The organism is Aurantiacibacter marinus, from assembly GCF_001021555.1.
Classification (GTDB): Bacteria; Pseudomonadota; Alphaproteobacteria; order Sphingomonadales; family Sphingomonadaceae; genus Alteraurantiacibacter; species Alteraurantiacibacter marinus.
The window spans coordinates 1152889-1171330 of sequence record NZ_LDCP01000001.1 but is presented as its reverse complement, the minus strand read 5'-3'; the positions used below and the strand labels follow the sequence as shown (position 1 = coordinate 1171330).

Sequence of the window (18442 nt, the reverse complement as noted above, 5' to 3'; positions counted from 1 at the left end):
TGCCAGCCATGCGGATTACGCCAACAGTTCCTCGATCGCGCGGGCCATTTTCATGTCGAGCAGCGAAAGCCCGCCCGCATCATGGGTGGTCAGCTCAATATCTACCTTGTTGTATACGTTGGACCATTCGGGATGGTGATCCATTTTTTCGGCCAGCAGCGCCACTCGCGCCATGAACGCAAACGCTTCGCTGAAATCGTCGAATTGAAATGTGCGGCCAATGGCATCGCCCCCGCGTGTAAACGCCCAGCCGTTTAGCGTCCCGAGCTCCTCTTCAGCGTCGCTGCGCGTCAGACCTTCAACTGCCATCATGTAATTCCCCAATTTCGAATGCTTGCGCGCTGCGCCTACATTGCCCTAACGCAGAATGCGATGGAACCGTGCCGATTAGCCGCGACTGAACTTGCCTGCAGGCGCGGCGACCGCGTGCTGTTTAGCGGCCTTTCCCTGGCGCTGGAAGCCGGCGAGGCATTGCAGGTCACTGGCCCCAACGGCACAGGAAAATCCAGCCTCATCCGGATTCTTGCCGGATTGATGCGACCTTTCGCGGGGGATGTAGAACGCGCAGGTTCCATGGCGCTCATTGATGAACGGCTTGCGCTGGACGAACACCTGCCGCTGGGCAGCGCACTGGACTTCTGGCAAAAACTGGATGGCTGCGGCGTGCCGGATGCCGCTCTTGCAACATTGCAGCTTCAAGGATTGCTCGAAGTCCCCGTGCGCTTTCTTTCCACTGGCCAGCGCAAACGCGCAGGCCTGGCCCGTCTGCTGAACAGCGGGCGGCAAGTGTGGCTGCTGGATGAGCCGCTGAACGGATTGGACGATCAGGCGCGCGGCGCGGTAGAGGCCTTGCTGGCACTGCATTGCGGCGGCGGGGGAATTGCTGTTGTCGCCAGCCACCAGCCAATTGCCCTGCCCGGCCAGAAAACACTGCATCTGCCGAATTTCACCGCATGAAAGCTTTGATGGCTCTGCTCCGGCGCGATCTTGGGGCGCTGCTTCCCGGTTCCTCGCGCGGCAACTCGCTTTTACCGCTGTTATTTTTTCTCGCCGTGTCGATGCTATATCCTTTTGCTGTGGGACCGGAGCCGGAATTGCTGGCCGCAACCGGCGGCGGCGTGATCTGGGTGGCCGCACTGCTGGCTGCGATCCTTCCGCTCGACCGGTTGCTTGCGCCGGATGTGGAAAGCGGTTTTTTCGATCAATGGGCTTTGCGCGGCATTGCGGAAGAGGTGGTGGTCGCTGTGCGGTTGCTGGCCCATTGGCTCAGCTTTGGCCCCTTCATTATCGCCGCAGCATTCCCTGCAAGTGCACTGGTCGGGATCGATGGGCCAACACTGCACGTAGTGCTGCTGGGCTTGCTGGCGGGAACCCCCGGATTGGCTGCCATCGGCATAATCATTGCCGCTGTGACAGTAGGGCTTAAAGGCGGCGGAGCGGCGCTTTCCGGCCTGCTTATGGTACCGCTCGCGGTTCCGTTGCTCATCTTTGGCGCCGGCTCCCTATCGACCGGCGGTGAAAGCGGGCTTGCGCTGACGGCGGCAATCAGTCTGGTTCTGGTCGCCATTGCGCCTTTTGCGGGCGGCGCCGCGATCAGGGCTGCCCGAGAGGGTTAAACCTTCTCAGTATGGCGGGTGATAATCGTCCCGCCGTAACGTCAGCATGTAATCGACAAGCTGCTCAACTTCATCTTCGTCCAGATAAAAATCCATCTGCTCGGGATAATTATGCGCCTCGGTAAGCCAGAAGGTCAGCGTTTCACGCGTCAGGCCGGGAGTATTGGCAATAACCGGCCATTCCGGTGCGGCAGAATTGGGCGACAAGCCATAGGCTTCGACAGAGTGGCACCCCGCGCAAGCGGCCTGCGCCAATGCGTGAGCCTCCCGGTGCTGTTCTGCGACAGGGGCGGCAGTTACGGGTTCGGGTGTTTCGGCATACTGGCAAGCGCCAAGCAGCGACGCTGCGGCTATGACAGCGGCGATGACAAAGGTGGTTTTGATTTCCATAGTCCGAACCTTCTTGTGTGATTTCACCAACACTTAGGCCCAAATGACAGACAATCTTTGCGCCAGATCAAATATAGGGCGGCTTGTCCAAACCGGTTGGCGATTTGGTGAAAAGCTCTGCACCGTCTTCTGTGATGCCGATAGAATGTTCAAACTGTGCCGATAACGACTTGTCCCGCGTTACCGCAGTCCAGCCGTCATTGAGCAATTTGACATGGGCGCGGCCCAGATTGATCATCGGTTCAATGGTCATGAACATGCCGGCCTTCAGTTCCGGACCGGTGCCAGCTCGCGCCGCATGGACGACTTCGGGCGCATCATGGAACAGACGCCCCAGCCCGTGCCCGCAAAAATCGCGGACGACACCGTACCGGCGGCTCTCGGCAATTTTCTGGATAGCTGCACCAATATCGCCCAGCCGCGCGCCGGGCCGAACCTGGGTTATGCCTGCCATCAGGCATTCATAAGTTACGTCCACCAGCTTTTTCGCCTTCAGCGGCACATCGCCGACAAGGAACATCCGGCTGGTATCACCGTGCCATCCATCCAGCAGCGGGGTTACATCGATATTGACGATATCGCCGTCTTTCAAACGTTTGTCGCTGGGGATGCCGTGACAGACGACGTGATTGATGGAAATGCAGCAGCTGTGGGTATAGCCGCGATAGCCAAGCGTCGCAGGAACTGCGCCGCCGTCCAGCGTCATTTCGCGCACCACGCGGTCAAGTTCTTCCGTGGTCACACCGGGCTGCACCCGCGCTGCCATCTCGTCCAGAATGCGCGCGGCCAGCTGGCCAGCCTTGCGCATGCCTTCAAAGCCTTCCGGCCCGTGAAGTTTGATGGTCCCGTCGCGGTAGACAGAGGTGTCGGCGGTTACGTGCTGATATTGCGTCATGCCGGTGTATGTAGCGACTGGCGCGCCAAATTGCGAGACAGTTGAAGGTCCGCCCTTTTGGCGCCCGTTTCAGTTCCGCACGCTAAAGGCTTCGCGGTACTCTGGTCGAACAATGGCAAGCAGATCTTCATCCATGTTAAACGTGAATTCGTACGAGCCTTCGGCATACGGACCGGCAAGATAAGGCGCGATCTGGATGCCGATCCGGTTGAAAGTCCGCCCGTTGCTGGAACCGAGCAGCAGGTTTGTTTCATCCGGCTTGATGCAGGCATCGAAAATGTCCGTCGAGCCGGCCTCTACCGGTGCCCCTCTGCGCTTCTCACGTTCGGCATTCAGCGCTTCGCACAATCGTTCTCCGAGTGCATTGTCCAATGCTTCCGCCGAGGTGAAGAAGGCAACCGGTTCAAGCGGGCGATCGCCTTCCTTATCCCAAACGATGGTATCAAAACCGTAATTGGGATGTGCGCCGCCGCGATAACTGTCGAGCGCGGCAGAGAGACTGAGCCAGCCTGGCAGGTCTGCGACAACTTCCCACGAAGTGCCGCTGGAATACATGTTGAACGGAAATCCATTTTCGCGTGCCTCTGCCCGTCCCCGCGCCGCGTCCCGTTCAATGGCCTGCCGCCGTCTTTCCATCCGCTGGTCGAGCCAGGCAGCAAGGGCCGGAAGCTCTCCGGCCTGTTGCGGATAGGAATATTCGAACAGGAAACTGTCCGTTTCGGTCGATACATCGCGTGCACCGCCAGTCGCTTCGCCTTTTGCAGTTTCGCTGGCATCCGGAACCGGCAAATCCGTCACAGGCACGTCTGGCGTAGCTGGGGGAACGGGTTCGTCGCCACCAGAGGGTACATTACAGCCCGACAAGGCGAGCAGCGGTGCCAAAACCAAAATGATTCGTCGCAACATCAATTCCCAGCTTTTCAAACGCGGGCGAAAACGGCAAGCGATATTCCATGAGTATTGCAGACAACCTGATACGCCCGGATCGCGGGCAAGACGCTATTGCGATCCACCTTGTCAACAAAGATACGTTCGAGAGCTTTGCGAAAGCGCTGAGCGGACCGCAGCGCGCAGCCCTTTCGGCGCAGAAATTTGCCGGCGGCGGATACCAGACAGGGATCGTACCTGATGGAGAAAGCTGGTTTGCCGTTGGCGGCGTTGCCGATCCGGCAGAGCTTTCAAGCTGGTGCCTCGCCAGGCTTGCCGAGACGCTCCCGGAAGGAACATACCGCTTGCATGGCCGACAGCCCGGTCCGGCCATGCACGGCTGGCAAACAGCACAATACACATTCGAACGATACAAGAAGGACGAGGAGGCCGAAGGGCCGCGCGTTCTGCTTACAGAAGATGTAGCGAAGATCGATCTGGCAATCGCGGAAGCGGTCGCCACCGGGCTAGTAGCCGACATGGTCAATACGCCAGCCGAAGACATGGGCCCAGCCGCAATCGAAGCGGAAGCAGAGCGCATGGCAAAGGCGCACAATGCCGATCTTAACGTGATCCGCGGTGACTCGCTGGAAACCGGATACCCGATGATACATGCCGTAGGCCGGGCGGCAGACCGCAAACATGCGCCCCGTCTGGTCCATTTTACATGGGGCAGTGCGGATCACCCGCGCGTGGCCATTGTGGGCAAAGGTGTGAGCTTTGATTCCGGCGGTTTGGATGTGAAATCAGCTGCCGGAATGAAGCTGATGAAAAAAGACATGGGCGGCGCTGCCCACGCGCTCGCGCTGGCCGAATTGATTATGAAGGCTGGCCTAAAGGTATATTTGCACTGCCTGGTGCCCACGGTCGAAAACGCCATCTCGGGCAATGCTTTCCGGCCCGGAGACATATTGAACAGCCGCAAGGGCCTGACCGTGGAAATCGGCAATACCGATGCCGAAGGCCGCCTGATTCTGGGAGATGCCCTGACTTTGGCAAGCGAAAGCGATCCTGAGCTGATCATTGATTTCGCGACACTGACAGGCGCGGCCCGGGTCGCTGTGGGTCCCGATCTGCCTGCCCTGTTCACACGCCGCGATCAAACCGCAGACCAGCTGATTGCCGCGGGCCGCGCGCATGATGACGAGCCCTGGCGTCTGCCGATCCATGATGCATATGCCGAATGGCTGAAATCCGACCTTGCCGATCTCAACAACGCGCATGGCAATTCCTTTGCCGGCGCCAGTGTGGCTGCATCTTTCCTCGACAGATTTGTGGGCGAGGACATCGACTGGGCGCATTTCGACACGTTCGCATGGCGCCCTTTTGCAAAACCTGGTCGGCCGAAAGGCGGCGGAGCGCTGGGCCTGCGCGCGGCATTCCACATGTTGCGCGGTCGGTATGGCTGATGCCACACTTGCCGGGTGAGAGCGGTGCGTCTAAGCGCGCAGCTTCACGAATGGACAAAGCAATTTCCAAGAGGGTGGCTGATTGAGCCAAGCTGATACTTCCAATGGCGATAGGCCAACCGGCGCCAGCCAGGTGCAAGGTCCATACGTTTTGGCCGGTGCCATCGCACGCCCTGATCCGCGGAAGGATCCGATCCGAGGTGACTTGGCCCATATCGCTCTGGCCGGAAAGCATTTCGTGCCCCACTATGCCGTGCCGCAGCCGCGCACAGTGATGCCCGGCGGCGCATCCTTGCTTACCGACCCGCAGGACGATGCAGAGGAATTGTGCGTGTTGATGGAAGGTGACAGTTTCGAAGTGCTGGACGAGGCAGGCAAATGGGTCTGGGGTTGCTTGTCGGTCGAAGGGCCGGTGGGATACATTCGGGCAGACCGTCTTGAGAGACTGGCCTGATGGCGCATACGGTATTTATTGACGGTGCCGAAGGCACAACCGGGCTGGAAATCGTAGACCGGTTGGAAGGCCATGCCGATTTCGAACTTGTCCGGCTGAGTGACGCAGAGCGCAAGGATACCGAATGCCGCCGCTCCGCACTCAACTATGCCGATTTCGCGATACTGTGCCTGCCGGACGACGCCGCCCGCGAAGCGGTTGCCCTGCTTGACGAAAGTTCAGGGACCCGCGTGATCGACGCATCCACGGCACACAGAAATGCGGCCGGCTGGATATATGGTTTTCCCGAACTTGTCGGGCCCAGTGTGATTGCAGGCGCTGCGAGGGTCGCCAATCCGGGATGCTATCCGACCGGTTTTCTTGCCCTGATCGCTCCACTGGTGCGGGCCCGCCTGTTGCCGCGCGACTGGCCGTATACGGTCAATGCCGTATCGGGATATTCCGGCGGCGGAAAATCCATGATCCAGCGTTTCGTGGAAGAGCCTGACATCGCCTACCGCGCTTACGGCATGACGCTTGACCACAAGCACCTGGAAGAAATGCAGCGCAAGGCAGGGCTGGAACATTCGCCTGTATTTTCGCCAGCCGTCGTTCCTGCATTCCGCGGGATGCTGGTGGAAGTGCCGCTCGCAATATCTGCGATGCGCTCCGCTGCGAAGCCGGACAAGCTGCGCGCCGAACTGAAGCGCTACTTTGCCGAATCCGCCTTGATCACCGTCCATGACAATGAACAGCCGTCGGAACTGCTGTTGCGCACCGATGCAGAGCCGTCGGACCGGCTCGACCTATGGGTATTCAGCGACCCGGAAGGCAAGACTGCGAGGCTTGTCGCGCGGCTGGATAACCTTGGCAAAGGCGCCAGCGGGGCCGCTGTGCAATCACTCAACCTCATGGCTGGTTGTAACGAACTGGCAGGCCTGCGGGTCTGACAAACGCGGCTCGCGTGCCCAGCAATTGGGCACGCTTGCCTGCATTTTCACCATGCACGTTTCAGCGCAAATGCTGCCGTGCGCACGATTGTTCTGCGAAACACCCGGTCAGCGCTGATAATGTTGCGAATCCGCCCTTTCGCATAGGCGTGTGATTGTCTACGCCTCGTTGTCACGCTCTGGCATGATTCTTGAAACTCCCTGTGGCAGGTGATCCAGCCGCAGACATCGGTTTCAGAACGATGCGGACCGGATGGCGTGTTTGCGCGTTGACCGTGTGGGGCGCGGAGATGCTGATAGGGACGGTAACAATAACGTGAAAAAAATCGAAGCCATCATCAAGCCATTCAAATTGGACGAAGTGAAAGACGCGCTGCACGAAGTGGGTATTTCCGGAATCACGGTAACCGAAGCCAAGGGCTTTGGCCGGCAGAAGGGCCACACGGAACTGTATCGCGGTGCCGAATATGTGGTCGATTTCCTGCCCAAGGTGAAATTGGAAATCATCGTACCCGATGCCATGGCAGACCAGGTCGTCGAAGCTATTGCCGGGGCCGCCCAGACCGGGCGCATCGGCGACGGCAAAATCTTCGTATCCGATATCGGAACGGCAATCCGCATTCGCACCGGCGAACGGGATGAGGACGCGCTTTAAAGCCGCCAGCCCGACACAAACTTATCCAACATCACAACAATTCTATCCCAGAAGGAACGACAACAATGGCCAGTGCAAAAGACATCGTAAAGCTCATCAAGGATGAAGAAATTGAATGGGTTGATGTGCGTTTCACTGATCCCAAGGGCAAGTGGCAGCATCTTTCCATGTGCGCCGACGTCATCGATGAAGACGCGCTTGAAGAAGGCCTGATGTTCGATGGTTCTTCCATCGAAGGCTGGAAAGTCATCAATGAAAGCGACATGATCCTGAAGCCGGATCTGGACGCGACCTATATCGATCCGTTCAGCGCCACGCCGATGTTGATCATCGTGTGCGACATTGTCGAACCCAGCGATGGCTCCCTGTATGGCCGTGACCCGCGCTCAACCGCAAAGCGCGCCGAGGAATATGTGAAGTCCAGTGGCCTTGGCGACACGATCTATGTCGGGCCGGAACCTGAGTTTTTCATGTTCGATGATGTGCGCTTTGAAGATGGCTATGCCGGATCAGGCTACCAGATCGACGATATCGAACTGCCGACCAACACCGGCACCGAAATCGAAGGCGGCAATATGGGCCACCGTCCGCGTGCCAAGGGCGGTTATTTCCCCGTGGCACCGGTCGACAGCTGCATGGATATCCGCGCCGAGATGGTCACGACCATGAAGGAAATGGGCCTGCCGATGGACAAGCAGCACCACGAAGTGGCCGCTGCCCAGCACGAACTAGGTATGACCTTCGGCACGCTGGTGGAAACCGCTGACCGTATCCAGGTGTACAAGTATGTCGTGCACCAGGTCGCCCATGCTTACGGCAAGACGGCGACTTTCATGCCCAAGCCGATCAAGGACGATAACGGTTCCGGAATGCACACCCACATGTCGATCTGGAAAGACGGCAAGAACACATTTGCGGGCAATGGTTATGCCGGCCTGTCGGAACAGTGCCTGTATTACATCGGCGGCGTCATCAAACACGCCAAGGCGATCAACGCTTTCTCCAACCCGACCACCAACAGCTACAAGCGTCTGGTACCGGGCTTTGAAGCACCTGTGCTGCTCGCCTACTCGGCGCGCAACCGCTCCGCTTCGTGCCGCATTCCGTACGGCGCAGGCGAAAAGGCCAAGCGCGTTGAATTCCGCTTCCCCGATCCGCTCGCCAATCCGTATCTGTCCTGTGCAGCGCTGCTGATGGCCGGCATTGACGGGATCAAGAACAAGATCCACCCGGGTGAAGCCATGGACAAGAACCTCTACGACCTGCCGCCGGCAGAGCTCGCCGAAGTTCCAACCGTTTGCGGCTCCTTGCGTGAAGCTCTCGAATCCCTCGAAGCCGATCACGAATTCCTTCTGGCCGGCGGTGTGTTCACCAAGGACCAGATCGATGCCTATATCGAACTGAAGTGGGACGAAGTGCACCGTGTGGAAATGACTCCGACCGCAGTTGAGTATGATCTTTACTACAGCGCCTGATTTGCCGCGCTAACGATCAACCAGATCACCAAGAGGGGCCGCTCGGGAAACCGGGCGGCCCTTTTTGCTGTTTCGGTACAGAACTGGGCCTTCAACGCATTGCCAACATGCCGCGCCTGCCGGTCACAATGAACGCGGCGAGCAGCATCAGCGCCCAGAACATCGTCAGCCAGTCGAGCGGTGCTGGACCAGTGACAAACCCGAGATGCGCCAACAACGCCCATGTGCCGCCAACAAGGACAACGAGGTAGAACGATGTCGATCCCGCCTCTTTTCCGACCGCCTGCATCAGCTCATCCTGGAATTTGATGGACTTGAGTGAGGTAAACACGGCCACAACGCTCAAGACGACATAGGACACCAGCGCCACCACCGGGCCAATCACCCCGCCCTGTCCTGACAAAGCGACGATAAGCAAAGCAAGCCCCGCAACGGCCATGCCGATGGTTGAAAACATGAGCATGCCGCGCTGCTCGTCCAGTTCCTCCGCATCCTCAACATTCAAGAACCGCGCACCAGCCTTCGGATTGACAAGGCCAATCCCGATAGCCCCTGCCGTCAGCAGATAGACAAGCGCAACCAGTGCGGCGACTTCACGCGATGCTCCCAAGTCGCCCAGCAAGCCAGTGTCAATCAGTTCCATAAGGCCCATAGCGCCTAAGAAACCGGCCACTCCTCCCAGTATTAGCGCAAACAGCGTTTTCTTGAGCTTACGCTTCTTTTCAGTCGCTTCGAATTCTGTGTCGGTCATGGCTGCGGCTCCCAATCGTCAATAAAAAGCTCCGGCACGTTCACGCCGAATAATTTCGACATGCGCAGTGCCAAGGGCAGTGATGGATCATATTTATCTGTCTCGACCGCGTTGACCGTCTGGCGTGATACACCCAGTCGCCGGGCAAGTTCACCCTGGCTCCAGCCATGCTTTTCGCGATATTCCTTCAAGCGGTTCTTCACCAAATCATCCAATCTACCTGTAAAGAGCTCTTTACTGTAAAGACCTCTTGTCAGTCAAGAGCTCTTTACAGGCCTTTCCTACACAGAGCCTTGCTCCCTAGCGCCGTGATCCAATTCAGCGCAGGAAAGGCCGCAATCATGGACCGCAAGCCACTCTTCGATATCATCCGACGCATCATCGGGCGTCCGTTTCGCCAGAACGAGGTGGACGCAATCGATCGCGTTCTTGACCGCGGGATTGCGGATCCGGTCACCGGTGGCTCCGGAGATGCAAGCGAGATGCACCATCGTTCGATCGGGCCAGACGGCATTGCTCTCATCAAGCGATTTGAAGGCTGTGCCAGACGGCGCAGCGACGGGCAGTTCGCCGCATATCCCGATCCGGGCACAGGCGCTGATCCCTGGACCATCGGTTGGGGAGCAACTGGCAAAGGGATCGGTCCGGGAACCGTGTGGTCGCAAGAACAATGCGATGCGCGGCTGGAGGCGGATCTGGTGCGTTATGCGAATGACGTTGATCGCGCCTTGGGCGACGCGCCGACCAGCCAGTCGCAGTTCGATGCCATGGTCAGTTTTCACTACAATACCGGTGCCATCAGCAAAGCCACTTTGACGCGCAAGCATAAGGCAGGCGACATTGCCGGGGCGGCGCGCGAATTCGATCGCTGGTGCTACGCCGGCGGGCGCGTGATGAAAGGCCTTGTTCGCAGACGCTGCGCTGAAAGTACGCTGTACCGAAAGTGACGAATGTTTACTCGGTTCATCGTATTCGTGGAACTCGAACCACGCGCGCTCCGTTGCGGCTTGTAACGGAGATAAAGAAATGAAGTATCTGGTCACAGCAATATCCGCGCTCGCATTGGCTGCAAGCCCTGCGATTGCGCAAGGCAACGGCAATGGCGCTGGCAACGGCAACGCCAATGGCGCTGGCAATGCGAATGGCAATCGCGGGGGCGCGTCTCAGCAGGCAGATCGCGGCAGTCCCGGAAACGGGAATGCGCAGAACCGCAATCGCGGCGAAGGCCAGCGCGGCGGCCAGGGAAGTAATCAGCGCCCCGACAATCGAGGCGGGAACGCGGATCGCGGCAATACCGGTCGTGGCAACCAAGCCCAGCCAGATCGCGCTCGCGGCAACGCAACTGGTGGTTCCAATCGCAATGATCGCAATCGCGCAGACCGCGATCGTAATGACGGATTGATTGATCGCATCTTCTATCGCGAAACCGGCATCATAGACGGGTGCCCTCCCGGCCTTGCCGCCAAACGCAATGGCTGCCTGCCGCCTGGACAGGCGCGGCAGCGTGACAGGACGAACCGGTTCGGCAGAAATGCTCCGAACTGGTGGGGCCTTCCTTACCAGAGCGGCAACTTTTTCTACGATGATGGCGTCCTGCTGCGTTACGATGGAAACCGCGTTTCGGGCTACATTCCGCTGCTTGGCGGCGCATTGGCCATCGGCAATCCGTGGCCGCGCGGCTACGGTAATAACCGGGTGCCGGATTACGAATCGCGCTTTTATGGACTTGGCGACAACTATCGGTACGCCGATAACGTAGTATACCGCTTAGACCCGCAGACTGCTGCGATCACCTCTATCGCGGCGCTCCTGACGGGGAACGAATTCGTGGTCGGTCAGGCCGCACCGCAAGGTTACGACGTTTACAATGTGCCCTACGGCCAGCGAGAGCGGTATCGCGATACACCGGATGCCTATTACCGTTACAATGATGGCTATGTTTACCGGATCGATCCGGAAACGCGGCTGGTTGCCGCTGCTTTCGAACTGCTGCTTTGAGGGAATTGATCATGTTGCCTAATAATTTCGGGCGCGCGTCCATGTGCGCGATTGCCGCAGCAAGTCTGCTGGCTCTTGCCGCATGTGGTGCGGAGCCATCAGCCCAGGGACCAGACACAGCGCAAAACGCGCCCGGTACGCAGAATATTGCCGCCCTGATCGCCGGCGCGGATAATTTGAACACGGTGGAGGAGCTGGTCGAAGATGCAGGCCTGGCGCAAACGTTTGACGGAATGGCTGCCTACACCGTTTTCGCTCCGACTGATGGCGCGCTTGCAGCGCTGGATGAAAGCTTCAGCGGTGCTGAAGCGCGGCCCGCATTGATTGCCGCGCTGCGTGATCATATCGTGCCTGGCTATCTGACATCGGAAGACCTCGTGGCCGCGATCGAAGCCAGTGGCGGGCCGGTCGAAATGCAAACGATGGGAGCAGGCGCGCTGACCTTCGATATGGACGGGGATACTTTGACTGTGACTGCGGCTGATGGTTCTTCATCCGCCGCCATCACAACTGAAATGCTCGGCGTGAATGGCGTGGTTTTGCCGGTTGATGCGGTTTTGAAGGACATCAGCCCCGAAGGTTAATAGTCGCGCCGGTATTCCAACGCTGCGCTATTGCGGCCCACAGTACTTACGGTCGCCAGCAGGTTGAGCCAGCTGGTCACGCGGAATTCCACATTGCTGGCGGAATAGCCCGCACCGTCCGTGATAATTTCGACATAGAACCGGCGGCCGAAGTTCTTGCCCAAAGCGACAGAGGTACCCCTGTCCAGCGCCGGGTCAGCGGCCACAATGCGCAACCGGTCGAGGCCGATAGCGTTGCGCAGCTGGTTGATCGGGCCAACGCCTGATCCACCACGAAGGCTAGCGACCGCAGCGCCCAATTGCAGGGCATCGGTAGCCGAAAGATTGGTTATTGAACCGCCGAACAGCAACCGCGCCAACAACTCTTCCTCCGGCAACGCAGGTACGGACGAGAATGCTATATCCGGCTGGCTGGCGTTGCCACGCACGTTCACTGTCACAGAAAGCGCATCCACCTCGGTCTCTGCGACCAGATCAATCCGCGGATCGATGGGCGCATTTTCATCGAAGTAGATATCACCTTGCGTGATCTCGAACCGCGTTCCTGCAAATGAGTAGAAACCCTGCCGCGGTACCACGCTGACTTCGCCGCCAAGACGCGGATCGTCAGTCGTCCCGCGGATTTGGAGGTTATTTGTCCGCCATTCGCTTTCCAGACCCATTCCGTCGACCTGGATACCGCCCGGTGCGCGAACATCGATCAGATAGCGCCATGGGCCGGTGTTCACAGCAACCGGGGCCACATCAGCCGGCAAATTGATTTGCCTGGTATTGACGCTTGGCAATTGCGCAATCGCTTCTGCAGTCATGCCCAGTCGCCATCGAACATCACTGGCGCGCAGACGGCCTGCAATCGTGCCGCCCACGCCGTTCGAAACAATCCGCATCGGCCCGGTAATCGTGGCGCCCATATTGGCGATATCAAGGATCTGGGCATTTGTGGCAGCCAGTCGAATATCCATCCTGGGCCCACGTGATGCGGTGATGCCCGAAAGATCGATAAAGCCGCTCCCGCTCACACGCCCGCCGTTCGGCGCCGTCCCGGCAAAGCTGGTGAGGTTGAAACGCGATCCGTCGAACCGGCCACGTGCACTTACGCCGGTGACGTCTGTTCCAGTCAGCCCGCTGCGCACACGCAGCGCATCGCCTGAAATTGAACCACGCACTTGCGGATCACCCAAGGACCCGCGCAAATCCGCGGCCACTTCAAGATCGCCGGTAACATCAAGAAGGTCGATTGCGGCCAATCGCCAAAGCGCGGCAGCGTCACCGTTAAACCGCAATTGCGCGAACAAATCACCAGCATAAAGGCGCTGAATCAGGCTGCCGGTCTGCGGCAGATTGGCGATGCGCCCCTGCAAGCGCCCGTCCGCGTTACCGCCGTCGGATATGACTGCGCGCGCCTGAGCCAATGTCTCTGACAATTGTCCAACAATCGCGATATCCATCGGGCGCGAAGTCAGGAGGGAACTTGCGCGTGTCAGATCTTCGATCATCAGCCGAGCTTCACCGGTTGGCAACCCGCCGGCCCCGCCAGTAAATTCAAGCACGCCAGATACCGTACCGCCCACACCCAGTTCGCCTGTGAGAACATCGGCGAGGCCAAGCGGCATATTGGCGAGCGACACATTCCCCGACATCGAAGCGTCTGCACCGATGCGCCCGCTGGCGAGCACAAAGCCGTCGCCGAACGACAATTGCGACCGCTCCAACTGCCAGCCGCCGCCTTCCAGTGCTGTAAGCACAGCGCGGCGCGGCATGCTAATATCACGTCCGGCGTAGGATCCATCCACTGCCACCGCAATCCGTTCTGCGGTTGCATTGCCGTTGATCGCCAGTTCGAAGCGGCTTCCCCGCCTGCCCGTCAAAGCTGCGTCAAACGATCCGATCCCGTCGATCAGCTGCGCTCTTGCAGCCAGTCGGCCAATGAAAATGTTGCCGTATGACAGGCCCTGCAAACTGGCAAAGCCACGCACAGTCGTCCCGTCAGCCGATATCAGTCCGCTTGCGTCGATAGTTCCGCGATTGATGGCAAGCGGTGTGTCACCGCCGAAACGCGCATTGTTCGCATTCACATCGATATCGAAACCTTGCCCGCCATCGCGCACAGCGAGGCCGATAGTGCCGTCGATACCACCGCGCGACAGGTCCAGATCGCCCGCAACGCCGCCTTCGATGATTTGCAATACGCCCGAAACGCGCGATTGAGCCACGTCCAGCCGGGTAATGTCGATAAAAGTGTCACCATTCTCGGCGATGTTCAGATTGATCTGTCCATCGAATGCGCCAAGCAGCGATCCTCCTTGCGTATCGATGGCAAATCCGTTTTCTGACGGGGCCAGCACCACGCGCACATCGGTAAGTCCGGCGGCTGGAAGAGGATCGGCGAACACCAGTGCAGCGCGCGGGCCATCATCGGCCAGCAAGGCTTCCACCGTAAAGGGGCCGTAATCCACATGCCGTCCGGATCCGGCCAGTGTCGTGCCCTCTGCATCAACACGCCCATCAAGCGTCAGTGAAAGCTTGCTGGCATTGATGCGCATGTTATCGAAAGCGACCGGTGAGCCGGAGCCAAGCGAAAGGCCGCCGGTAAAGCGGATGTTCTCGCCTGCCAGGTTTGCGAGCGTAGCATTCGTGACCGTATCCACGCGGCCCTGCAAATCGGCATCAAGGCTCCACGGCGCTCCGCCGCCAATGGCAAAGCGGATTTGCGCGCCAGCGTCTATTGTCCCGATCCCGTCGAACGGCAGGTCTGCGATGTTCACTGGCCCCGTGACCTGCGTCAGGCCGGTCCCTAGATTGCTGTTAAGGCCTAGTTGCGCCTCCAGCCCCGAGAAGTTCACCGCCAGATTGTCTGAAAGAAGTTCACTGCCAGCATAGACCAGTGTCCCGCCGACTGTGCCGTTCACCAGCCGTGGATCGAACAGCGCGTTTCCGCTGACAATCCGTGCGATGCCAGCATCCACAGGCACAGTGAAGCGCGTTCCGTCATACGCCAGCGTACCGTTTTGCGTGACGCCGGACACTATGATCCCGCTCGCGTCGATTTCCGCGACATTCAGACGGTGGGGCACTGTCAGGTCGCGGAAGGCCCCGTTCAGTGTCGCCTCGAGATTGGCGCCATTCAGCGCAACATCTTCGGAAAACAGCGTGGGGTCGAGCAATTGTGCGGCGAGACGAACATTGTCGAAGCTGTTATTGGCCAGATCGATTGCGCCAGCACCATCGGCATTCACTCCGCTCGCGCGGAGTACGAAATCGCCTTCCAGAACGCTATCCTCCAACGTGCCGGACGCAGTCAGCATGACCGTCTCGCCCAGAGCGCGGGCTGGCAGACCCTCTACATATGTGCCGGGACGCGCCCGGCCGACAATGCGATATTGCCCGCCGTCGTTATAGATATCGAAATCAAGCAGGTCGGCACCGCCCTGTACCGCGTCCAGCTCGCCTTCCCAGGAAGTCCAGGTGCCATCGCCCTTCAATTGGACCGAAAGATCACTTTGCGCGCCGACCATGGCCGCCAGGAAGCCGTCACGGGGAGCCTGCCAATCAAGATCGAGGTCGAACCGGTCGCCATCCGGTTCGGCATGGACAAGCGCTTTAAACACATCGCCGCCGCCAAACTCACCGCCTGCATCCAGGTATACCAGCCCGTCGCGGATATTGGTTTCTGCGGCGAAATCCACTGTCCGCTCTTCACCCAGCAAGCCTTCGGCAACGGTCAGATTGACGATGGCAAAGCGGTCAATCCGGATATCGAAGTCGGGCAGAACCGGCGCATCGGGATCGCCTGCGATCAGTTCCGGCGCGGCGTAGAGCGTGCCGTCCGTCAGCACCAGATGGCGCACATCCAGCCCGCTGGTGAACCATTTGTACGGCCGCCAATTGAGATCAATCAGAGGGACTTCCAGGAACAGCGTGTCATTCGCATCGCGGAATTTGACGTCCTTCAGCGTGGCGCTCCACAGGACCGAACCTTCTATCTCGCCCACTTCCACAGATAGCCCGGAAGCTGGCGCGACTTGCGAAATCTGATCGACGATGAATTGTCGTCCCGGCGGTGTGTGCAGAAAGCCGACGAACAGAATCACGAGGGCGGCAATGCCCAGCAGCAGCCAGACAATCGCCTTGAGCGGAGCTGTCAGGAAGCGCCGTTTGCGCTTTGCCGGCGCGCCGGTTTCTGTCTCAACCAGAGCTTCGCCATCAGTGACCGCATCTCCGGACATCAGAAAGCCTGCCCCAAAGCGACATAGACCGCGATCCAATTGTCATTGGGACCCGGATTGACCGGAAAAGCTACGTCCAGCCGCAACGGGCCAAATCCGGTGGCGTAGCGAACACCTACACCCGCGCCGAATTTGATGGAGTCAAAGCTTGGCACCGCACCCTCGCCGACAGACCCTGCATCCACAAAGGGCACAACGCTGATCGCGCCATCCATGAAACTGGTGCCGATACGCGCCTCTGCCGACAGTTCGACCACGCTGCGACCACCGATGGGATTGCCTTCATCATTACGCGGACCGATTTCTCGGTAACCGTAACCGCGCACTGATCCGCCGCCGCCTGCGTAGATCCGCCGTGACGGGGCGATGCCTGCGATTTGCGCTCCTGGTATGCTTGCCACCCGCACCCGGCCCGCCAGCACGTTGTTTTCGCCGATCGACTGGTAATAGGATGCATCGGCCTGACTGCGAACGTAAAAGCTTTGCACGCCGTCATTGTCCGATATTTCAGGTGAAAGATTGGCGGATACGCGCCAGCCTTCGGTGGGATTGAGCAGATCGTCCGAATTATCCAGCTGCGCAAACAGCGGCAAAGCGGCGACAAAATAGGTCTCCCGTTCCAGCGCGTTGCCTTCGCTGTCCAGTTCGCTTTCCTGTGTCGCGACCAGTTCCAGCCCGACTGACCAGCTCAACTGTTTCTGGAACAATAGCGTGCTGATACGCTCGAACGTGCCGACGGCAGAGATGGTCCGTGCGTCATAGGCATCATAATCAATCGTGCTGGCATAGGCATCAAGCGTCAGGATACGGTCACGCCCGGTGAAATTGTTCTTGCGAACGGTGACGCCAAGCAGCTGTTCCTGAGTGCCGATTGTACCGCGCACACGAAGCAGGCCTTCGGACGGGAAGAAATTGCGGTGTTCCCACGATCCATTGATGCGAATGCCGGTTTCTGTACCGATGCCGATACCGGCCGCCAGGGAACGCAGCGGCGCCGGTTCAAGCGAAGCAGCCATGTTGAGCAGTCCCGGCTGGTCGCCAACCGGCTCTTCGACCACGACCGGGGTCAGTGTGACAGAGCCAACCAGACCGGTGGCAAGAATTGCGCGGCGCAGATCCATTTCATCACTGCGCCGATAAAGATCACCGGATTCCCAGCGCGCAATTCGCGTAAGGTGCTCGCCCGAAAGGAAATCGGGAAGATCGCTGGTCACGACACCAAGATTATATTTCCCGCCCGGTTCGACCGGCATGGTGAGATCACCTTCCACGCGGTCATGGTCGATCAGCAGCGCTGGCTCTTCAATCGCAGCAAACGCGAAACCGCTTTCGCCAAGCGCTGTATCAAGGTCTGCCTGCTCGGTTTCAATCGCATCGAGCGAGACGGGATCACCCGGATAAATCTCGAATACAGAACGCAACGCCGCGAAATCATCGCCTGCAGCGGAAAGGTTGCCAAGATCAACAGCGCCAAACCGGTACCGCACGCCCGGAATGATATCGAAACGCGCAGCCGGGTCCTGGAGATCAACTTCGATCCCCTCATCCACTTCGCCAACGCTCCTGATAATTTGTGCGTCGTAATAGCCATACACGCGAAGCATCTGCTGGAGCAGCGCCTCGTCATTGCGGGCCTGCACCCTCAGCCGCGCGAGATTGCCTTCATCGTCCAGCTGTTCAATCGTTGAAAGCGCTTTGAACCGGTCAAGGAATTCATCGCGTTCGGGGAACAGCGACGTGTCCGACGGGAAGACCAGTACCAGTTCTTCGGAAATGCGTTCTTCACTGCCTGCGGGGATCGGCGGGATTTGCTCTTCGAAGGTGGCAAACTCTATCGGCTCTTCGGGTTCGAGCGGCGCAAGCTGCGGCAGATCGACCTGTTCGGGCCACGGAATCGTAATCTGTGGCATTTCCGCCAGCGGAGCATCCGGATCAAGCGGAAGCGGCGCATCTTCCTGCTCTGCCGCCTCTGCAGTCACACCGTCGCGCGCCCATTCTTCAGGATTATCGACGGCAGAATCCGGAATCAGATCCTCAAGGCTCGGTGCATCTTGCCTGTCTTGCGCAAGCACAGGTTGCGCGGTGAGCGCCAGGACCGCCGCCAAGGCAGTGGTCAGTCTGGATAGAGCTGGG

At 59.0% G+C, this 18442-nt stretch carries 18 protein-coding genes; 10 read left to right on the top strand and 8 right to left on the bottom strand.

Going from position 1 to position 18442, the window contains the following annotated elements; translation table 11 throughout:
• Window positions 1-15: 15 nt before the first annotated feature.
• Window positions 16-309: a 4a-hydroxytetrahydrobiopterin dehydratase gene (locus AB731_RS05590; protein ID WP_047092981.1), complete on the bottom strand. Its 294-nt coding sequence runs from the start codon at window positions 307-309 to the stop codon at window positions 16-18.
• 63 nt (window positions 310-372) lie between these two features.
• On the opposite strand from AB731_RS05590, the gene ccmA reads away from it, so the two are divergent.
• Both ccmA and AB731_RS05580 read left to right on the top strand, forming a co-directional pair.
• Window positions 373-957, top strand: coding sequence for a heme ABC exporter ATP-binding protein CcmA (gene ccmA / locus AB731_RS05585; protein WP_047092982.1), 585 nt, complete (start codon window positions 373-375; stop codon window positions 955-957).
• Between the two features lie 8 nt (window positions 958-965).
• Complete coding sequence (locus AB731_RS05580) at window positions 966-1616, top strand: heme exporter protein CcmB (protein ID WP_231638855.1); 651 nt, start codon at window positions 966-968, stop codon at window positions 1614-1616.
• Between the two features lie 6 nt (window positions 1617-1622).
• Here the strand turns inward: AB731_RS05580 and AB731_RS05575 are convergent, their stop codons facing one another.
• The 3 genes from AB731_RS05575 to AB731_RS05565 all read right to left on the bottom strand — a co-directional run bounded on the left by AB731_RS05575 (window position 1623) and on the right by AB731_RS05565 (window position 3807).
• Window positions 1623-2006 (bottom strand): c-type cytochrome, encoded by a 384-nt coding sequence (locus tag AB731_RS05575; protein ID WP_052768813.1) that lies wholly within the window; start codon window positions 2004-2006, stop codon window positions 1623-1625.
• Between the two features lie 67 nt (window positions 2007-2073).
• Window positions 2074-2901 carry a type I methionyl aminopeptidase gene (map, locus tag AB731_RS05570; protein WP_047092091.1) on the bottom strand — a complete coding sequence of 276 codons (828 nt, stop codon included), beginning with the start codon at window positions 2899-2901 and terminating at the stop codon, window positions 2074-2076.
• 69 nt (window positions 2902-2970) lie between these two features.
• On the bottom strand, window positions 2971-3807 hold the full coding sequence (locus AB731_RS05565; protein WP_084828049.1) for a DUF4163 domain-containing protein: 837 nt from the start codon (window positions 3805-3807) through the stop codon (window positions 2971-2973).
• A gap of 47 nt (window positions 3808-3854) precedes the next feature.
• Here AB731_RS05565 and AB731_RS05560 point away from each other — a divergent pair, with 47 nt between their 5' ends.
• The 5 genes from AB731_RS05560 (at window position 3855) to glnA (ending at window position 8750) form a co-directional block, all read left to right on the top strand.
• Entirely contained in the window at window positions 3855-5237 is a 1383-nt protein-coding gene (locus AB731_RS05560; RefSeq protein WP_047092092.1) for a leucyl aminopeptidase family protein, read from the top strand.
• A gap of 82 nt (window positions 5238-5319) precedes the next feature.
• The gene (locus tag AB731_RS05555; RefSeq protein WP_231638854.1) at window positions 5320-5691 is read left to right on the top strand and encodes a hypothetical protein; all 372 of its coding nucleotides are present in this window, start codon (window positions 5320-5322) and stop codon (window positions 5689-5691) included.
• The gene (gene argC, locus AB731_RS05550; protein WP_047092093.1) at window positions 5691-6620 is read left to right on the top strand and encodes an N-acetyl-gamma-glutamyl-phosphate reductase; all 930 of its coding nucleotides are present in this window, start codon (window positions 5691-5693) and stop codon (window positions 6618-6620) included. Before AB731_RS05555 ends, argC begins: the two co-directional genes overlap by 1 nt.
• Window positions 6621-6936: 316 nt before the next feature.
• Window positions 6937-7275 (top strand): P-II family nitrogen regulator, encoded by a 339-nt coding sequence (locus tag AB731_RS05545; protein WP_047092986.1) that lies wholly within the window; start codon window positions 6937-6939, stop codon window positions 7273-7275.
• Window positions 7276-7340: 65 nt separating this feature from the next.
• Window positions 7341-8750: a type I glutamate--ammonia ligase gene (gene glnA / locus AB731_RS05540; protein ID WP_047092094.1), complete on the top strand. Its 1410-nt coding sequence runs from the start codon at window positions 7341-7343 to the stop codon at window positions 8748-8750.
• 91 nt (window positions 8751-8841) lie between these two features.
• Here the strand turns inward: glnA and AB731_RS05535 are convergent, their stop codons facing one another.
• The gene (locus AB731_RS05535; RefSeq protein ID WP_047092095.1) at window positions 8842-9501 is read right to left on the bottom strand and encodes a hypothetical protein; all 660 of its coding nucleotides are present in this window, start codon (window positions 9499-9501) and stop codon (window positions 8842-8844) included.
• Window positions 9498-9704, bottom strand: a complete 207-nt coding sequence (locus AB731_RS05530) for a helix-turn-helix transcriptional regulator (protein ID WP_047092987.1) — start codon at window positions 9702-9704, stop codon at window positions 9498-9500. The genes AB731_RS05535 and AB731_RS05530 overlap by 4 nt, the downstream gene beginning before the upstream one ends.
• A gap of 138 nt (window positions 9705-9842) precedes the next feature.
• Between AB731_RS05530 and AB731_RS05525 the strand changes: the two genes are divergently transcribed.
• The 3 genes from AB731_RS05525 to AB731_RS05515 all read left to right on the top strand — a co-directional run bounded on the left by AB731_RS05525 (window position 9843) and on the right by AB731_RS05515 (window position 12083).
• Window positions 9843-10448: a lysozyme gene (locus AB731_RS05525; protein ID WP_047092988.1), complete on the top strand. Its 606-nt coding sequence runs from the start codon at window positions 9843-9845 to the stop codon at window positions 10446-10448.
• 79 nt (window positions 10449-10527) lie between these two features.
• Entirely contained in the window at window positions 10528-11499 is a 972-nt protein-coding gene (locus AB731_RS13625; RefSeq protein ID WP_052768815.1) for a hypothetical protein, read from the top strand.
• 11 nt (window positions 11500-11510) lie between these two features.
• Entirely contained in the window at window positions 11511-12083 is a 573-nt protein-coding gene (locus AB731_RS05515; RefSeq protein ID WP_082126352.1) for a fasciclin domain-containing protein, read from the top strand.
• Here the strand turns inward: AB731_RS05515 and AB731_RS05510 are convergent.
• Together AB731_RS05510 and AB731_RS05505 are read right to left on the bottom strand one after the other, a co-directional pair.
• Window positions 12080-16309 carry a translocation/assembly module TamB domain-containing protein gene (locus AB731_RS05510; RefSeq protein WP_052768817.1) on the bottom strand — a complete coding sequence of 1410 codons (4230 nt, stop codon included), beginning with the start codon at window positions 16307-16309 and terminating at the stop codon, window positions 12080-12082. The genes AB731_RS05515 and AB731_RS05510 overlap by 4 nt on opposite strands.
• On the bottom strand, window positions 16309-18414 hold the full coding sequence (locus AB731_RS05505; RefSeq protein WP_231638853.1) for an autotransporter assembly complex protein TamA: 2106 nt from the start codon (window positions 18412-18414) through the stop codon (window positions 16309-16311). The genes AB731_RS05510 and AB731_RS05505 overlap by 1 nt, the downstream gene beginning before the upstream one ends.
• Between the last annotated feature and the right edge of the window lie 28 nt (window positions 18415-18442).